This window comes from Methylobacterium sp. XJLW (assembly GCF_003254375.1).
In the GTDB taxonomy this organism is placed as follows: domain Bacteria; phylum Pseudomonadota; class Alphaproteobacteria; order Rhizobiales; family Beijerinckiaceae; genus Methylobacterium; species Methylobacterium fujisawaense.
In genome coordinates this window covers 658,997-674,870 of the sequence record NZ_CP016429.1, presented here as the reverse complement: position 1 = coordinate 674,870, position 15,874 = coordinate 658,997, and the positions used below count along the sequence as shown (strand labels likewise).

The window sequence follows — 15,874 nt, the reverse complement described above, 5'->3', positions numbered from 1 at the left end:
TGTGCCGATGTGGCGCGCCCGGGCAATCCCCGCGGCGGCATAGCTGGAACCGTCTGTATTCAGGCGGCGGCGCGGGCGGGCTCCGGTGCCTGGACAAGGGTCGCGGTCCCGTGGCGGGCGCGGAGGGTCGCGCCTTTCGGGACCACCTGCCATCCCTCGCGACAGCCATCGATCGGCTCCGACACCACCACGATGCCCCCCGGCCCCTCGCGGAAATACAGGCTCGGCGGCCGGCCATCGCAGGCCCAGCGGTAGGCGGTGAGCGTCTCGCCATCCGTAAGCAGCGCGGTGAAGCGCAGCGGCTCGCTGACGCTGGCGGCTTCCATCAGCTCGCGCACGGTCTTGAGCGTCCGCGCCATCGCGCCGACGGGATCCTCCTCGAGGCCGTTGGCGAGTGCCAGCAGGAAAATCGCCTCCGAATCCGTGCTGCCCCGACGGTGGTCGTAATAGGTATCCGGGATCAGCGCTTCGAGCCGCCGCTTGATCCGGTGGTAGCCGCCGATCTGACCGTTATGCATGAACAGATGCCGGCCGTAGACGAACGGGTGGCAATTCGCCCGGGCCGTGGCGGTCCCGGTCGACGCACGCACATGCGCGAAGAACGTGCGTGCCCGCACCTGTCCACACAGGTTCACCAGATTTTCGTCCGACCAGGCCGGGGAAATGTCGCGATAGACCCCCGGCTCGGGCCGCTCGGCGTACCAGCCGATGCCGAAGCCGTCGCCGTTGGTTTCGGTCTTCCCCTCGTCGGCGTGCAGGGACTGATGCACCAGCGAGTGGGTCGGCGCGCAGACGAGGTCGGAGAGGAAAACCGGCTCACCGCTATAGGCGAGGAAACGGCACATGACGGACGATGATCCTTCAGCTCAGGTCCACGTACGATCCCGCGCAACGCCCCTCGGAGGGTGGAGACGTTCCGCCGCAGGACGTTAACAGTCGGTCCACTCCGGTGAACAGTTTCTTAACCGGTCGGAAACTGCGCCATTTTCGTGCGTTCCGCATGAAATCGGTGCCGCTTGATCGCAGGGCAGGCATTCGCCGGCGCGGCGACGCGACTCTTGTGAGCCGTCTCATGAAGGGTCAGCATGGCCAAATCGGGGAATCAGAACGCCGCCCAGGAGGCGGTCGCCCGAAGCGGGGCAAGGCACCAACAGCAGGAGACTTTTATGGATTGCGCAGTGCCCGACGGATCCGCCCCCGTGGCTCTCGTCGTGGAGGACGATGCGGCCGTGCGCGATCTCGCCACCGCGGTGCTTGAAGAAACCGACCTCGGAGTCATTGCCTGCGAAAGCGCGGAGGCGGCCCTGTCCGTGCTGGAGCGCTCCGACGTGACGGTGGCGTTGCTCTTCGCCGACGTGCGGTTGCCCGGTGCGATGGACGGGGTGACCCTGGCCCAGGCGGTCAAGCGGCGCTGGCCGGACGTGCGCGTGGTCGTGACCTCCGGCGTGGGCCGGGATGCGCGGCTCCCCGACCAGGCGGTCTACATGCAGAAGCCGTGGCGGGCCCTCGACGTGCTGGTCCAGGCCGAGCACGCGACGATGGCCGCCAAGGCTGCCTGAGCCCGGCGCGCTGACGCGATCCCTTCACGTCTTCGCGCGTTCAGCGACGCGACCAGGGCTGCGTGACGTCTCCTGACGTGGCGCAGCCCCGGTTCTCGTGGCGCATGCAAGGATGGCGGCATCGCCGGAACGTGCCCGTCCGACGTCTTCGCTGGCCCGCTGTCTCGCCCGGCTGCTGCGCGCCGCAAAGAAAAAGCCCGGCCGCTCGCGCGGGCCGGGCTCTTTCACAACCGATGTGACGTCGCTCAGGCGGCGGGAGCCGGGCTGACCGGGGTCTGACCCGAGGCGTTGCCGCCCTGAGCCGGCGCAGCGGACGGCGACGGGAAGCCGGGACGACGGCTGCCGGCGGGGAAACGGGGCTTCGGCTTCGGCGCGGCGATCAGGCCCTCGCGGATAGCGGTCTTGCGAGCCTGCTTGCGGGCGCGGCGCACGGCCTCCGCCTTCTCACGGGCCTTGCGCACGGACGGCTTCTCATAAGCCTTGCGCTGCTTCATCTCGCGGAAGATGCCCTCGCGCTGCATCTTCTTCTTGAGGACGCGGAGCGCTTGATCGACGTTGTTGTCGCGAACGAGTACCTGCAACGGACTTGATCCTCTGGACCTGAAGTTCTGGGTTCACGCGGCCCGCCGCCGATCTGGAAACCGGCAACGTCCCTCGCCCGGGATGAACCCGAGGGGGACGGGAACGTCGGTTTCCGAATCGGCGTGGAGCTCACGCCTTGACGGGGCTATTACACCAAGCGCGCACCAGTTCCAACCTGCCCGCGCGATCCATCTGCGTCTGCGTCGTGCTAGGTTGCGCGGATGAGACACGACGACTCGCAGCAATTCGCCAGCGACAACTATTCCGGCATCTGCCCGGAAGCCTGGGGAGCCATGGAGGCGGCCAATCGCGGCCACGCCCCGGCCTATGGCGAGGATGCCTGGACGGCCAAGGCGGCGGACGCGTTCCGGGACCTGTTCGAGACCGAATGCGAGGTGTTCTTCGCCTTCAACGGCACCGCCGCCAACGCCTTGGCCCTGGCCGCGCTGTGCCAATCCTACCACAGCGTGATCTGCGCCGATTCGGCCCATGTGGAGACCGACGAGTGCGGCGCGCCGGAATTCTTCTCCAACGGCTCCAAGCTGCTCACCGTCCGGACCGAGGGCGGCAAGCTCACGCCGGAGGCGATCCGCGGGCTCGCCCAGAACCGCAGCGACATCCACTTTCCGCGGCCTCGGGTGGTGACGATCACGCAGCCCACCGAGACGGGACAGGTCTACAGCCTCGCCGAGCTGCGGGCGCTGTCGGCGACCGGCCGCGAACTGGGGCTCGCCCTGCACATGGATGGGTCTCGCTTCGCCAATGCCTGCGCGAGTCTGGGCTGCAGCCCGGCCGACATGACGTGGCGGTCGGGTGTCGACGTCCTGTGCTTCGGCGGGACCAAGAACGGCATGCATGCCGGCGAGGCGGTGGTGTTCTTCGACCGCAAGCTCGCCGAGGATTTCGGCTACCGGTGCAAGCAGGCCGGCCAGCTCGCGTCGAAGATGCGCTTCCTCGCCGCCCCCTGGGTCGGCATGCTGGAGAGCGGCGCGTGGCTGAGGAATGCGGCCCACGGCAATGCCTGCGCCCGGCACTTCGCCGACTCCGTCGCCGGGCTGCCGGGGGTGCGGGCGCTGTTTCCCGTGGAGGCGAACGCCGTCTTCCTGACGATGCCGGCCTCCACCATGGAGGGCCTGCGCGCCCAGGGCTGGCGGTTCTACACCTTCATCGGCGGCGGGGCGCGCTTCATGTTCGCCTGGGATGCCCGCCCCGAGCGGGTGGACGAGCTGGTCCGGGACCTGCGCACGCTGGCCGCCGCGGCGGCCTGACGGGGTGGACATGGGAGTGCGGAGCCGCCCCACCGACGGTGTTTCGCACGCTGGTGTCGGGTTTTCCTGAGGAGCATCAAGACGCTGGCGCGGCCCGCGCACGGTCGTCCTCGCGAGCGCAGCGAAGCAACCCCGTCTCGCGCGACGCCTGCCGATGTCGTGCAGCCCTGGGTCGCTTCGCTGCGCTCGCGATGACGGCGGCCCCGAATACCCAGTCTCAAGTGGGCCGGGTGCGACGCCTCAGTCTTCTGCTTGCCCCCTACAGCAGCGCGAGATCCGCCGGCTCCGCGCTCGGGAAGATCCGGCGCAAACTCGCCTGATCGAGCCCGTAGAGGCGCCGGAACAGCCCGCCGAGCAGCCCCCGGTAATCGGTGAGCACCGGATAGTCCCGGTTCTGGAACAGGTGCGCCTCGTCGGCGCGCACCTGCGGTCCGGCGATTCGCCCACCCCGGACGCCGCCGCCCAGGATCCAGTAGACGCTGCCATGGCCATGGTCGGTGCCGCGGCTGCCGTTCTCCCGGAAGGTGCGCCCGAACTCCGACAGCACGACCACCACCGTGTCGGACCAGCCGGGCCCGATCTCCTCGACGAAGCCGGACAGGCCCCGCCCCAGCTCGCCGAGCCGGTCGGCGAGGTAGCCGGTGCCGGCACCCTGGTTCACGTGCGTGTCCCAGCCGCCGACATCCACGAAGCCGAGATTGAAGTTCTCGCGCATCAGGCGGCCGATCCGCCGCGCCGACAGCTCGAAGCCCTTGGGCGAGACCGCTCCGCGGTCGGCCTGACCGGCATGGTCGGAAATCGTCTGGTAGACCGCGTCGCGCACCCGGAACCCCTCGGTCACGGCGGCGGCCAGCTTGGTGTCGCTGTACATGGCGGCGATGAGGCGCGCCTGCCGGTCGTCGATGCCGGGCTTGCCGACGCCGTTGATGGCGATGTTGGGCACCGTCTCGCCGCCCCGGAAGATCAGCGGCATCTGATCCGTGAAGGCGATCGGCCGGACCCGGGTCAGCTCCGCGGCCAGCCGGGCCATGAAGCCGGAATTGTAGTCGCGGCCGGACCCGACCGTCTGGCCCATCTCGATCGTGTCCTGGGTCTCGAAATGGCTCCGGGTCATGTCGTCGGTGCCGGCGAAGGGCACGAAGGCGGCCTGACCCTTGGCGTAGAGCGGCAGGAGCGTCTCGCGCAACGCCGGGTGCAGGCTCCAGTCGGCGTCGAGCGCCAGGGCGGCCTTCGGGTCGGCGGCGTCCGACTTGGCGATCGCGAGGTTCGGCCGCGACCGGTAGTAGAAGTCGCTGCCGGTGGGGATCACCACGTTGGCGGCATCGTAGGCGCCGCGCAGGAACACCACGAGGAGGCGCGCATCGGTCTTGGGGGCCGCCCAGACGCGGCCGGCCACCGTGGACAGGCCGAAAGCCGCGGCGGCGCGGATCAGGTCGCGACGGTTCATCGCATGAACTCCGGCGAGGCGAGGTAGAGGGTGTTCCAGTCCTGCGGCGACACCGCCTGGGCGAGCGCCGCCCGCGTCGCCGCCGACAGGGTGCCGGACAGCGTCGAGAAGTAGAGCCCGTTGGCGAGCACCGGGAAGGCCGGCTCCTCGGCCTGATCGGGCAGCGTCGGCTTGAACAGGCCGGCCGAGCCCGACCCGATCTGCCGGGCGATCTCGAACCGCGTCGCGAGCTGCCCGGGGCCGCTCCAGGCGGCGGCGTCGAGGGGGTAGCCGTCCGGCGTCGACCGGTTGAACAGGCCCTCGCCGAGGCGGTTCAGCCAGCCGAGCACCGGGCCGGCGTTGCGGATCACCCTTGTGTCGTAGGCCATGCGCAGGGCGGAGAAGACGTAGCGCACCGGGTCCTTGAAGGCGCCGCCGCGCTCGGCCGTGAAGGCCGGCTCGCGCACCAGCGCCTCCATCACCGCGGCGATGTCGCCGTCGCTGCGAGTGAAGACGGCGGCGAGCCGCGCCACCAGGGCGTCGTCGGGCAGCTGCCCGAGGAAGTAGGTGGCGAGCGCCCGGGAGACGTTGGTGGCGGTGGCGGGATGGCGGGCGATCAGATCCACCGCCTCCTCGATCTCCGGCCAGCCGCGTCCCTGGATGCGGGTCCCGAGGAAGACCTTGTCGCCGTAATCGTGCCGGTTGGGGTTGAACGCGAACAGGCCGTCCCGGCGGAAATCGGCGGCATGCTCGGGGCGAAGCTTCGGGGTCTCGGGCTTCATGTTGATGCCGACCCCGCTCAGGATCCGGGCCAGCGCCTCGACATCGCCCTGCGTGTAGCCGGAGCCGACACCCATCGTGTGCAGCTCCATGATCTCGCGGGCGTAGTTCTCGTTCGGCCGGCCGGCCGCGTTGGCGTCGTTGTCGAGGTAGCGCAGCATCGCCGGGTGGCGCAGGCTCGCCATCAGCAGGTCGCGGAAGCGCCCGAGCACGTGCGGGCGGATCGCGGTGTCGAGGTAGTCGCCCACCGCGGCGCGCAGGGTGGACTTGCCCTTATGCACGTTGAACCGGTTGAACCAGAACCACGTCAGCCGCTCGCGCAGCTGATCGGGGCTGTAGAGCGCCCGCAGCACCCAGACGGAGGCGGCGTTCCGCGCGGCCATGTTCAGCGCGGCCTGGAAGGCCTGCTGGGCGGCCTTCTTGGCGTCGGGGTCCTGGATGTCCTTGAACGCCTTGGCCTGCGCATCCAGCGCCTGGGCCCGTTCGAACAGGCTGCCCGGCGGGGTCAGCGCGTCGACCTGCGCCTGGGCGGCGGGCGGCAGGCGCGATTCGGCCGGCGGATGGAGCTGGGCCTGCAGCCACCGTGCCCGCCCCTCCGCGGTGAGCTGCGCGAAGGCAGACGGGGTGGCGCCCCAGGTCAGGGCATCGAGGAAGGCAACATTGGCCGCGGCGGCCTGCGGCGACGCGTCGGCCGCACGGGGCCCCGGGCCCGCCCAGGCCACCAACAGACCAGCAACCAGACAACAGCGTGTTGCGGCGCGCGACATCGCAGCCTCGCGGTGCGTGGATCGGTCGGGGCAGCGTGGTGTCGTGTCCCTGTACCGTGCCTGAAAGGCAGCCCCATCCTGCCGGCGTCTTTGCCAATATCGGGGCTTGCCGCTACACGATCCCGAGACCGCGCGAATGCCGCGCCGCGCACCACCACGTTCCGCCGATCCAGAGCGTTCGCTCCATGCTGATGCAGACCAAGACCGAGGCGAGGCCGGCCGATCCGGTGTCGCGGCGGCGCACCTTCGCGATCATCTCCCACCCGGACGCGGGCAAGACCACGCTCACCGAGAAGCTGCTCCTGTTCGGGGGCGCGATCCAGCTCGCCGGCGAGGTGAAGGCCAAGCGCAACCGGGTCTCGACCCGGTCCGACTGGATGGGGATCGAGAAGGAGCGCGGCATCTCGGTGGTCACCTCGGTGATGACCTTCGAGTACGGCGATTGCGTCTTCAACCTCCTCGATACGCCCGGCCACGAGGACTTCTCGGAGGACACCTACCGGACGCTCACGGCGGTCGATTCGGCCGTCATGGTGATCGATGCGGCGAAGGGGATCGAGGCGCGCACCCGCAAGCTGTTCGAGGTCTGCCGCCTCCGCGACATCCCGATCGTCACCTTCATCAACAAGCTCGACCGCGAGGCCCGGGACCCGTTCGAGCTGCTCGACGAGATCGAGAAGACGCTGGCGCTGGACGTCGCCCCGGTGACGTGGCCGATCGGCACCGGCCGCAACTTCTCGGGAACTTACGAACTCGGCGGCAACCGCGTGCGCCGGCTCGACGCCGCCGAGGATGCCGGGATGGTGGCGGTGTCCGGCCCGGACGACCCGCTGTTCGACGAGCTGCTCACCGAGGACGGCGCGGCGGACGCGTGGCGCGAGGAGGTGGAGCTGGCCGAGGGCGGCCTGAAGCCCTTCGACCTCGACGCGTTCCGCGAAGGACACCTGACGCCGGTGTTCTTCGGCTCGGCGCTGCGCAATTTCGGCGTGCGCGACCTCATCGACGGTCTCGCCAAGGTGGCCCCGCCGCCCCGCGGCCAGGACGCCGACAAGCGCCTCGTCGAGCCGACCGAGCCGCGGATGACCGGCTTCGTGTTCAAGATCCAGGCGAACATGGACCCGAACCACCGGGACCGGATCGCCTTCATGCGGGTCTGCTCGGGCAAGCTCAACCGGGGCATGAAGGCCCGGCTGGTGCGCACCGGCAAGCCGATCTCGCTCTCGGCGCCGCAATTCTTCTTCGCCCAGGACCGGGCCATCGCCGACGAGGCCTATGCCGGCGACGTGGTCGGCATCCCGAACCACGGTACCCTCCGGATCGGCGACACGCTCACCGAGGGCGAGGACCTCGTGTTCCGCGGCGTGCCGAGCTTCGCCCCCGAGATCCTGCGCCGGATCAAGCTCACCGACGCCATGAAGGCCAAGAAGCTCCGCGAGGCGCTGCAGCAGATGGGCGAGGAAGGCGTCGTCCAGGTCTTCGTGCCGCAGGACGGCAGCCAGGCGATCGTCGGCGTGGTCGGGGCGCTCCAGCTCGACGTGCTCAAGGAACGGCTCCAGGCCGAGTACGGCCTGCCGGTGGATTACGAGACCTCGCGGTTCTCGGTCTGCCGCTGGGTGTCGTCCGACTCGGAGGCGGAACTCGACAAGTTCGTCGATTCGCACGGCTCGGCCATGGCCAAGGACCTCGACGGGGCCCCGGTCTTCATGGCGACCACGGCGTTCTCGCTCCGCTACGAAGAGGAGCGCTACCCGGCGGTGCGCTTCACCGATGTGAAGGACTATCAGAAGCGGGCGGTGTGAGCCGGTCCGGAGCCCCGCTCCGACAGCGGGCGCCGCGCGTCGTCGCGCGCGGCGTAACAATCCAACGGCGCCACGCTCATCGCGGCGGCGCTGCCCGGACCGCTGTGCCGCCCCCGCGACGCCAGGGCCGCGTCAGAACTTGCCGAGCATCGGGAATTCGACGCTCAGACTCGACTCCGAGGCGATCGGCATTTCGCGTTTGCGCGGCTTGCGGTTGAGCACCTGCTTCAGCTTCGACTTCAACACCGCCATGTCGAAGGGCTTGAGGATGAAGGCGTCGGCGCCCGCCTGGTGGGCGAGGTTGATGTCCTCGAAGTCGAAGGACGATTCGGTGAGCATGAAGGGCGTGTTCATCAGCGCGTCGTCGGCCCGGATCTCGCGCAGCAGGCTGAGCCCGTCCATCGGCTCCATGTCGAGGTCGGAGATCACCAGGGCGTAGCGGCGCTGCCGCATCCGCTCCAGGGCCTCCGTCGCGCTTGTGACGCCCTCGACATCCGGGAAGCCGATGCGTGTCATCAGCATCACGATCAGCCGGAGAAGCTTCTCCTGATCGTCGACGATGAGGATCGGGGGCGTATCGCTCTCGGACATCGGCGCGGCTCAGATGAAAAGATGGTCGATGCCCTGCCGGGACATCGCGTCGGATTGGAGCGACAGGCAAAGCCCGTGGATCGCGGATGCCTTCGGCGTGCCGCGCTGGAGCATCGGCAGAAGGTTGGCCTTCGCAAACAGCGTGTCGTTGCCGGCGGTACGCTGCGCGCTCTTGAACGAGTGGACGAACTCGCGCTTGGCGATTTCGCGCCACTCGCTGATCTGGACATCCCGGTGGAGGCTGTCCGCGCTCACCCGGTCGAAGGTCTCGTGCACCGACGAGCGCTCGCCTTCGATCACCTGGCAGGCGAAATTTCCCTCGATGACCAGGAAGCTTGTGATCACCGCAAACTCGTTCTTCTTCTGGGCGGTCCGGCCGATTTCATTGATCTGCTCGGACCTCTTCGCCGGTTCAGACGAGAGGTTCAGGCGTGAGAAGTAGATGATGTGGACGAGGCTCGTCCGTTTCGCCCGCATGATCCCGAGATCCGAAATCCGTATCCGTTCGACGCTTCCGGTCAGGACGCACCGCGCGTGGCCCTGGCCCGGCCGTATCTTCGCGCGTGTGGAATAACACCGCGTAAACGCGGCCCGATCGCGTCTGACCGGGCTTGGACCCCACCCGGCAGGATCTGCCGGGACCGCCGCCGCGCCCGGCGAACCCTGCCGGGTTCGGAACGCCGCGGCTCCGAAATATCAAAGACTTAGCCCTGGCATGCCGGTTGCGGCGCATCGAGCTTGCGGGCCAGAGCGGCGCGTATTGGGATCGTTCGCCATGGATCTTTTTTCCGCCCTGCAGACCTCGGTCTCCGGTCTCCAGGCGCAGTCCTATGCCATCAGCAACATCTCCGGGAACATCGCGAACTCGCAGACGACCGGCTACAAGCGCATCGACACCAGCTTCGTCGATCTGATGGCCGAGACGACGCCGAAACGCGAGGTCGCCGGATCCGTCCTGGCCCAGTCGCAGCTGACGAACACGATTGCCGGCAACGTGGTCTCGTCCAGCGTACCGACCAACATGTCGATCAGCGGCACCGGTTTCTTCACCGTGGTGCAGAAGACCGGTGACGCGAACAATTCGCCAACCTTCAGCGGCGCGAATGTCTACACGCGTCGCGGCGACTTCTCGCAGGACAAGGACGGTTATTTGGTCAACGGCGCGGGTGGGTACCTGACCGGGACCAACCTCGATCCCACGACCGGTCAGGTCACCAGCACGGGCCCCGTCAACATCGGCAACCTGACTCTTCCGGCGCAAGAGACGAAGACGATCACGTATTCGGCCAACCTGCCGGCCACGCCCACGGTGAGCGCCTCGGCTCAGCCACCCAACAGCATCGCCGGTCCATCGATCACGGGCTACACCACGACCGGGGCACCGGTGACGATCAGCATGCGCTGGGTTCAGACGACGACGGCCGGCACCTCGCCCTCGTCGTGGGACTTGTACTACAACAGCAGCACCACCGACACGCCGTCTTGGACGCAGACCGGGCCGGCCTTCACGTTCGACTCAACCGGTAAGCTCACGAGCCCGGCCTCCACCACGCCGGTACCGCTGACCGGCGTGCAGATCGGCGACTATACCTTCTCGTCGCTCAGCCTGGATATCAGCGGCGGGCTGACCCAATACGCGGATGCCAGCGGTGCCGTGACCACCAAGGCGCTGAGCCAGAGCGGCAATAGTGCCGGCACCCTGATGAGCGTCGCCGTGGGTGAGGACGGCAAGATCAACGGCACATTCTCGAACGGTTCGGTGATTCCCGTCGCGACCGTGGGCATCTCGCAATTCGCCGATCCCGACGGGCTGAAGGCCGACGGGAAGGGGAATTATCTGCAGACGGCCGATTCCGGGCCGCCGCTCACCGGTCTCAACGGCAGCACGATCAATGGTGCCAGCATCGAGCAATCCAATACCGACATTGCCAGCGAATTTTCTAAGATGATCGTAACCCAGCAGGCGTACTCTGCGAACACGCGGGTCATGTCGACGGCGCAGACGATGATGTCTGATCTGCTGAACGTGATTCGCTGATTGAGGCCGGGGCTCGCGACGCGGAGGCCGTGATATGTCGCTGAACGCGATTTCGACCGCGACCGCGGGTCTGGCCGCCACGCAGGCGGCCATCAACATCGTCTCGCAGAACGTCGCCAATGCGGGGACTGCGGGCTACGTCAAGCGGACGGTCTCGACGGTCGCCACCGGCACCAACAATTCGGGTGTCGCCGTCGGGACGATCACCCGCAGCTTCGACGCTGCGGCCCTGAACCAGCTCCGGCTGGAGACATCGGGGGCTGCCTACACCAGCACCAAGGCCGGCATTGCCACCCAGCTCGATGCCCTCTACGGGACGCCGGGCAGTTCGACCTCCCTCGACGGTACGCTGAACACCTTCACGCAGTCGCTTCAAGAACTCGCGGCGAATCCGACCTCGGCGGCCGCCCGCACGACGGTGCTGGGCAACGCCTCCTCGCTCGCGAGCCTGATCAACAGTTCCGCCGGCACTGTTCAGAACCTGCGTACCGGCATCGAATCGCAACTGGGCAGCGATACGAGCGCCGCCAGCACGCTGCTGGCCAATATCGCGACCCTGAACGGCAAGATCCAGAACAACACCGACAGCACCACGCTGACCGCCCTTCAGGACCAGCGCGACCAGGCGATCAACAGCCTGTCCAGTTACATGGATGTCCAGACGTCCGATCAGAGGGACGGAACGGTCTCGGTGATGACCCGGTCGGGGGTCACACTGGTGGATCACGGAAACGCGGCGACGCTCAGCTTCGACGGACGCGGGATCCTCGACGCCAATTCCGCCTATTCCACCGATCCGACGCAGCGCACGGTCGGCACCATCACGGCCACGCTGCCGGGCGGCGGCAAGATCGATCTCGGCGCCCCCGGCGTGCTGCGCTCCGGGAGCTTGGCCGCCGGGATCGAACTGCGCGACCAGACCCTGCCGCAGGCGCAACGTCAGCTGGACGACCTCGCGGCCGGCCTGGCCAGCGCGCTCAGCGACAAGACCGTCACCGGCACGTCCAACGGCACGCAGACGTCCATCGACCTGACCGGCATCCAGCCGGGCAACACCCTGACCTTCCCGGTGACGGTGAACGGCACGGTGCGCAACGTCATCCTGGTCGCGTCCAACGATGACGCCACGTCAGTCCCCGCGAGCCAGACCAAGGATTCCACGGCCCTCGTCCAGACGTTCAAGATTCCGAGCAGCGGATCGGACTACGCTGGCGCGATCAACACGGCCCTCGGGAATCTCGGTCTCTCCGCCAAAGTTGCGGCTTCGGGCACCGGCGCCGCTCTGGTGATCGGGCCGGCGGCCGGGAGTTCCGACACGGTGACGTCGGCGACGGCCAACATCACCCCGATGTCGTCGGTCAGTGACCTGACCTCGGGCAACCCGTCGCTCGCCCTGTTCGTCGACGGTACGCCCAACAAGCTCTACACCGGCTCGCTCGACAATGGCTCGCAGCTCACCGGATTCGCCCAGCGCATCACGGTCAATGCCGCCCTGTCCGGAAACACGGCGGCGCTCACCCAGACGAGCGCCACCGATCCCAGCGCCTCCGGGTCACGCGCCCAGAAGCTGTTCGCGGCGCTGACCTCCACCCAGCAGACCTTCTCGTCGTCCAGTGGCATCGGCGGTGTCTCGGCGCCCTACAATGCCACCGTGATCGGCTTCGCGCAGGACATCGTCTCGACCCAGGGGGCGGCCTCCGCGAACGCGTCGGCGATCGACGACACCCAGCAGACGGCGCTCTCCACCGCCCAAAGCCGGTTCTCCGCCGGGGCGGGCGTCAATATCGACCAGGAGATGTCGAATCTGATCGCTTTGCAGACCGCCTACGGCGCCAACGCCCGGGTGCTGACGGCGGCCCGCGACATGCTCAACCAGCTGCTGCAGATCTGATCATGACGACGATCACCCCCTTCGCGGCCGGCTCGTACATCACGAATCGCAACGCCTCGCAGCTCCTGACGCTGAAGAACCAGCTCAACGACCTGTCGAACCAGCTCTCCAGCGGTCAGGTCTCGCAGACCTATGGCGGGCTCGGCTCCGGTCGCTCCACAGCGCTGGCGGCTCAGGCCACTTTGAGCGCCCTCAACGGCTATGCCAGCGGCATCACCGCGGCCCAGACCCGGACCAACCTGGCGGTGACGAGCCTGACACAGGTGGCGAGTATCGGGACGAGCACCGCGTCGACCTTGCAGAACGGCCTGCAGAGCGTGGCGGCGAACTCCGTGTCCGGCCGCGCGACGGCGCTGGCCAACCTCCAGACGGTGCTCGACACGCTCAATCAGTCGGCGGCGGGCAATTACCTGTTCGGCGGGACCAACACCGAGACCCAGCCGGTGCTCGATGCGAACACGATCCTCAACGGATCGACCGACTCGACCGGCCAAACGCTCGACGGCCTCACGGATGTCATCAACGAGCGGGTCAGCGCACAGCTGGGCACCCAGGGGAACGGCCGGCTGACGCAGAGCGCGTCGACGGCGATCCCGATCCAGGTCACGGAGGAATCGAACCCCGGGACGCGCGGCAATTTCGGCTTCACCCTCGGCAGCACCGCGACGGCCACGGGAGCTCTGACCGCCTCTGTCTCGAGCACGGTCCCGGCGACCCTGACCGTCAATCTGACGAGCGCGAGCGCTCAGCCGGCCCCCGGCGACAGCATCAGCTTCTCGCTGGTGACACCCGAGGGGACGTCCACGACCATCACGCTGACCGCAGCGACCAGCGTGGTTGCGGGCTCGAACTCCACCTTCGCGATCGGCGCCAACTCCGCCGAAACGATGAAGAACCTCTCCGACACCCTCACGAAGGCGCTGACGGGCGCGGCGAGCAGCACGCTCGCGGTGAAGGCCACAGCCGACGCGGCGACGCAGTTCTTCAGCGGGTCCGTGAACGGGGGGGCGGGCGGAAACGGCGTGATCCCCCAGCGGGTCGTCTATTCCGGAACCAACCCGGTCGGATATGCAAGCCCCGACCCGAACACGACGGTGCTCTGGTACCAGGGCGAGAACACCTACGACACGTCCAAGACGCCGCCGGAGCCGACCTCTGCGATCGACACCCAGTCGGTCCAGATCAGCGCGACCGGCACCGTCGGCACGGGAGCGCGGGCCAACACGGCCGAGATCCAGAACGTGCTGGCGGGCTTGGCGACCATGGCCTACGCCCTGCCGACCACGAACGATGCCAGCACCTACAACACCTATCAGGCCGTCGCGACCAAGGCCGGCGGATTGCTGGCTTCCGCCAGCCAGACCCCCAGCGTCCAGGACACGGTCACGCAACTGACCATCGCATCGGCGCGCCTCTCGAACGCCAGTACGACCAACAAGGCCACCCAGAACACCGTCCAGAACACCCTGGACGGAATCGAGCAGGCCTCCCCCGAGGAGGTGATCACCAAGCTGCTCGACGTGCAGAACCGGCTCCAGGCCAGCTATCAGGTCACCTCGACGCTCTCCAAGCTGTCACTGGTGAACTACATCAGCTGATCGTTCACGGGGATTGGTCCCCGACCGAGCGCGGCCGGTATCCGAAAGATCCGCGATCGGCCCGAGCGACCATAGTCCTGCCGTTTTCCGGGATTGAACCGCGGCGTGCGGACGCGCCCACGCGCCGTGATTCGATCGAGGAGAGGTCGGCATGTCGCTGCCCGGACCCATCGAACTCGTCCTTCGCCTCGGGATCGCGCCGCGGATCGGCGCGATCGGGATGGTGGAACAGGCCGTCGACGCGTATCTTGCGGGCTATGCCCATCCCGGCGAGCGCGCCATCGCCCTCGACATCCTGTTGCGCGACCTCGCCCGTCTGCGCATCCACGAGCCGGATCTCGATCCGTTCATCGGCGAGGTCGAGCAGTACATCGACCAGCTTCACCGGAATCTCGCGCGCCAGGCCGCCTGAGATGCGCGGCCGGCTCCGCATGCTGGCGGTTATGGCGGCTCTCATCGCGGCGGGCCTGTCTGGCGCCGGGACGGCCGCCGCCCTCGATCTCCGGGACCTGCCCAAGACGCCCGGACCTGTGCCGTGCCCCTCCAAGGGGCCGGGCTTCGTGCGCCTGCCGGGGAGCGGCAGCTGCATCCGCATCTCGGGCCGCGTCACGGCGGGAGCGGATCTGGGCGCGGGGCATGGCGTGGCGGCGGCGCCGGCCGTCGCCGGCCGCCTCGCGATCGACAACCGCGCGGACACGGATCTCGGCGAGGTGCGGACCTACCTTCGGATCGGCACCGGCCGCCGTTGAGGCGCGGCTCAGAGGTTGCGCGAGAGGACCAGCGGTCCGCTGCGCACGCCACGGCCGTACGGGGAGGGGGCCGGAATCTGCCGGCCGTAGCCGGACGGCAGCTGAGCCCGGCCGATCTCCTCCGCCAGGGTCTTGATCAGCCCTTCCGATACGGTCTTGGCGCTGGCGAGCACCGTCTGGTTGGCCTCCACGGCCGCGGTGAAACGGCGATGGGCCGTGCGCAGGGCCTCGACCCCGTCGGGATGGAAGCGCTTCAGCGCGACGGCGTTCGCCTTCGCGACCTCGAGGCCCTGCATGTAGGCGGCGGCCAGCGCGGCCTTCGGCTCGGCCGCGGCGACGCCCTCCTGCAGGCGGCCCTCCCGGACGAAGGCAGCCTCCTCGGCGAGCACGGCCTCCAGGGCGGCCATGTTGCCGAGCACGCCGGCCACCAGGGCCTCGGCGGTGACCCGGTCCGCGACGCGCAGCGGTTCAGCCCTTTGCATTGGTCGCTCCCTCGCTCGCCGCACCCTGCATCTTCATGATCTCACGGAAAATCGAATCGGCGATGCCGACGCCGCCGCTCTTCACGATCTGGGTCGCGTATTCCTTGGTCAGCATCGAGCGGTAGACACCGCCGCCGGTGCCGTTCTCGCCCAACGGTCCCTCGGTGCCGTCCGATTGGGTCAGCCGATCCAGGCTGTTCTCCAAGAACATCGATTCGAACTCGGTGGCGGTCTTCCAAGCCTTGGCCTTGCTGGCCGACTTGATGACCCCGTCGACGGCGCTCCCGGCGACCGAGGTCCCGATGCCGGCGGCATTGGCCGCGAGACTGGCGAGTTGCAGCATG

General features: G+C 68.3%; 16 protein-coding genes. 8 read left to right on the top strand and 8 right to left on the bottom strand.

From position 1 onward, the window contains the following. Window positions 1–59: 59 nt before the first annotated feature. Window positions 60–845: a class II glutamine amidotransferase gene (locus tag A3862_RS03060; protein WP_043353480.1), complete on the bottom strand. Its 786-nt coding sequence runs from the start codon at window positions 843–845 to the stop codon at window positions 60–62. Window positions 846–1,166: 321 nt separating this feature from the next. On the opposite strand from A3862_RS03060, the gene A3862_RS03055 reads away from it, so the two are divergent. Beyond that, window positions 1,167–1,559, top strand: a complete 393-nt coding sequence (locus A3862_RS03055; RefSeq protein ID WP_043760440.1) for a response regulator — start codon at window positions 1,167–1,169, stop codon at window positions 1,557–1,559. Window positions 1,560–1,804: 245 nt separating this feature from the next. On the opposite strand, the gene rpsU is transcribed toward A3862_RS03055, so the two are convergent. Next, window positions 1,805–2,140 (bottom strand): 30S ribosomal protein S21, encoded by a 336-nt coding sequence (gene rpsU, locus A3862_RS03050; protein WP_043381746.1) that lies wholly within the window; start codon window positions 2,138–2,140, stop codon window positions 1,805–1,807. Between the two features lie 222 nt (window positions 2,141–2,362). Here rpsU and A3862_RS03045 point away from each other — a divergent pair, with 222 nt between their 5' ends. Beyond that, window positions 2,363–3,409 carry a threonine aldolase family protein gene (locus tag A3862_RS03045; protein ID WP_111473191.1) on the top strand — a complete coding sequence of 349 codons (1,047 nt, stop codon included), beginning with the start codon at window positions 2,363–2,365 and terminating at the stop codon, window positions 3,407–3,409. 259 nt (window positions 3,410–3,668) lie between these two features. Here the strand turns inward: A3862_RS03045 and A3862_RS03040 are convergent, their stop codons facing one another. Then, window positions 3,669–4,856 carry a DUF1501 domain-containing protein gene (locus A3862_RS03040; RefSeq protein ID WP_111473190.1) on the bottom strand — a complete coding sequence of 396 codons (1,188 nt, stop codon included), beginning with the start codon at window positions 4,854–4,856 and terminating at the stop codon, window positions 3,669–3,671. Beyond that, window positions 4,853–6,382, bottom strand: a complete 1,530-nt coding sequence (locus tag A3862_RS03035; protein ID WP_111473189.1) for a DUF1800 domain-containing protein — start codon at window positions 6,380–6,382, stop codon at window positions 4,853–4,855. The genes A3862_RS03040 and A3862_RS03035 overlap by 4 nt, the downstream gene beginning before the upstream one ends. Window positions 6,383–6,567: 185 nt before the next feature. Here A3862_RS03035 and A3862_RS03030 point away from each other — a divergent pair, with 185 nt between their 5' ends. Further along, window positions 6,568–8,181 (top strand): peptide chain release factor 3, encoded by a 1,614-nt coding sequence (locus tag A3862_RS03030; protein WP_043381739.1) that lies wholly within the window; start codon window positions 6,568–6,570, stop codon window positions 8,179–8,181. Between the two features lie 132 nt (window positions 8,182–8,313). On the opposite strand, the gene A3862_RS03025 is transcribed toward A3862_RS03030, so the two are convergent. Further along, window positions 8,314–8,772, bottom strand: coding sequence for a response regulator (locus A3862_RS03025; RefSeq protein WP_043352244.1), 459 nt, complete (start codon window positions 8,770–8,772; stop codon window positions 8,314–8,316). A 9-nt stretch (window positions 8,773–8,781) separates the two neighbouring features. Next, a complete protein-coding gene (locus tag A3862_RS03020; protein WP_111473188.1) occupies window positions 8,782–9,249 on the bottom strand; it encodes a BLUF domain-containing protein in 468 nt (155 codons plus the stop codon). 298 nt (window positions 9,250–9,547) lie between these two features. Here A3862_RS03020 and A3862_RS03015 point away from each other — a divergent pair, with 298 nt between their 5' ends. The 5 genes from A3862_RS03015 (at window position 9,548) to A3862_RS02995 (ending at window position 15,048) form a co-directional block, all read left to right on the top strand. Continuing rightward, window positions 9,548–10,810, top strand: a complete 1,263-nt coding sequence (locus tag A3862_RS03015) for a flagellar hook protein FlgE (RefSeq protein WP_043352240.1) — start codon at window positions 9,548–9,550, stop codon at window positions 10,808–10,810. Between the two features lie 34 nt (window positions 10,811–10,844). Beyond that, entirely contained in the window at window positions 10,845–12,701 is a 1,857-nt protein-coding gene (gene flgK, locus A3862_RS03010; protein ID WP_043760449.1) for a flagellar hook-associated protein FlgK, read from the top strand. A 2-nt stretch (window positions 12,702–12,703) separates the two neighbouring features. Then, a complete protein-coding gene (locus tag A3862_RS03005; RefSeq protein WP_111473187.1) occupies window positions 12,704–14,299 on the top strand; it encodes a flagellin in 1,596 nt (531 codons plus the stop codon). A gap of 151 nt (window positions 14,300–14,450) precedes the next feature. Beyond that, window positions 14,451–14,711: a hypothetical protein gene (locus A3862_RS03000; protein ID WP_043352235.1), complete on the top strand. Its 261-nt coding sequence runs from the start codon at window positions 14,451–14,453 to the stop codon at window positions 14,709–14,711. 1 nt (window position 14,712) lies between these two features. After that, window positions 14,713–15,048 (top strand): hypothetical protein, encoded by a 336-nt coding sequence (locus A3862_RS02995; protein ID WP_043760453.1) that lies wholly within the window; start codon window positions 14,713–14,715, stop codon window positions 15,046–15,048. 8 nt (window positions 15,049–15,056) lie between these two features. On the opposite strand, the gene A3862_RS02990 is transcribed toward A3862_RS02995, so the two are convergent. Beyond that, window positions 15,057–15,530, bottom strand: coding sequence for a hypothetical protein (locus A3862_RS02990; RefSeq protein WP_043352231.1), 474 nt, complete (start codon window positions 15,528–15,530; stop codon window positions 15,057–15,059). Then, a complete protein-coding gene (locus A3862_RS02985; RefSeq protein WP_043352229.1) occupies window positions 15,517–15,873 on the bottom strand; it encodes a rod-binding protein in 357 nt (118 codons plus the stop codon). Before A3862_RS02985 ends, A3862_RS02990 begins: the two co-directional genes overlap by 14 nt. Window position 15,874 lies beyond the last annotated feature (1 nt).

Excerpts from the sequence above, each read along its gene's own strand:
- A3862_RS03060 (WP_043353480.1), bottom strand. The coding sequence starts at position 845 with ATGTGCCGTTTCCTCGCCTATAGCGGTGAGCCGGTTTTCCTCTCCGAC.
- A3862_RS03055 (WP_043760440.1), top strand. The coding sequence starts at position 1,167 with ATGGATTGCGCAGTGCCCGACGGATCCGCCCCCGTGGCTCTCGTCGTG.
- A3862_RS03045 (WP_111473191.1), top strand. The coding sequence starts at position 2,363 with ATGAGACACGACGACTCGCAGCAATTCGCCAGCGACAACTATTCCGGC.
- A3862_RS03040 (WP_111473190.1), bottom strand. The coding sequence starts at position 4,856 with ATGAACCGTCGCGACCTGATCCGCGCCGCCGCGGCTTTCGGCCTGTCC.
- A3862_RS03035 (WP_111473189.1), bottom strand. The coding sequence starts at position 6,382 with ATGTCGCGCGCCGCAACACGCTGTTGTCTGGTTGCTGGTCTGTTGGTG.
- A3862_RS03030 (WP_043381739.1), top strand. The coding sequence starts at position 6,568 with ATGCTGATGCAGACCAAGACCGAGGCGAGGCCGGCCGATCCGGTGTCG.
- A3862_RS03025 (WP_043352244.1), bottom strand. The coding sequence starts at position 8,772 with ATGTCCGAGAGCGATACGCCCCCGATCCTCATCGTCGACGATCAGGAG.
- A3862_RS03020 (WP_111473188.1), bottom strand. The coding sequence starts at position 9,249 with ATGCGGGCGAAACGGACGAGCCTCGTCCACATCATCTACTTCTCACGC.
- A3862_RS03015 (WP_043352240.1), top strand. The coding sequence starts at position 9,548 with ATGGATCTTTTTTCCGCCCTGCAGACCTCGGTCTCCGGTCTCCAGGCG.
- flgK (WP_043760449.1), top strand. The coding sequence starts at position 10,845 with ATGTCGCTGAACGCGATTTCGACCGCGACCGCGGGTCTGGCCGCCACG.
- A3862_RS03005 (WP_111473187.1), top strand. The coding sequence starts at position 12,704 with ATGACGACGATCACCCCCTTCGCGGCCGGCTCGTACATCACGAATCGC.
- A3862_RS03000 (WP_043352235.1), top strand. The coding sequence starts at position 14,451 with ATGTCGCTGCCCGGACCCATCGAACTCGTCCTTCGCCTCGGGATCGCG.
- A3862_RS02995 (WP_043760453.1), top strand. The coding sequence starts at position 14,713 with ATGCGCGGCCGGCTCCGCATGCTGGCGGTTATGGCGGCTCTCATCGCG.
- A3862_RS02990 (WP_043352231.1), bottom strand. The coding sequence starts at position 15,530 with ATGCAAAGGGCTGAACCGCTGCGCGTCGCGGACCGGGTCACCGCCGAG.
- A3862_RS02985 (WP_043352229.1), bottom strand. The coding sequence starts at position 15,873 with ATGCTGCAACTCGCCAGTCTCGCGGCCAATGCCGCCGGCATCGGGACC.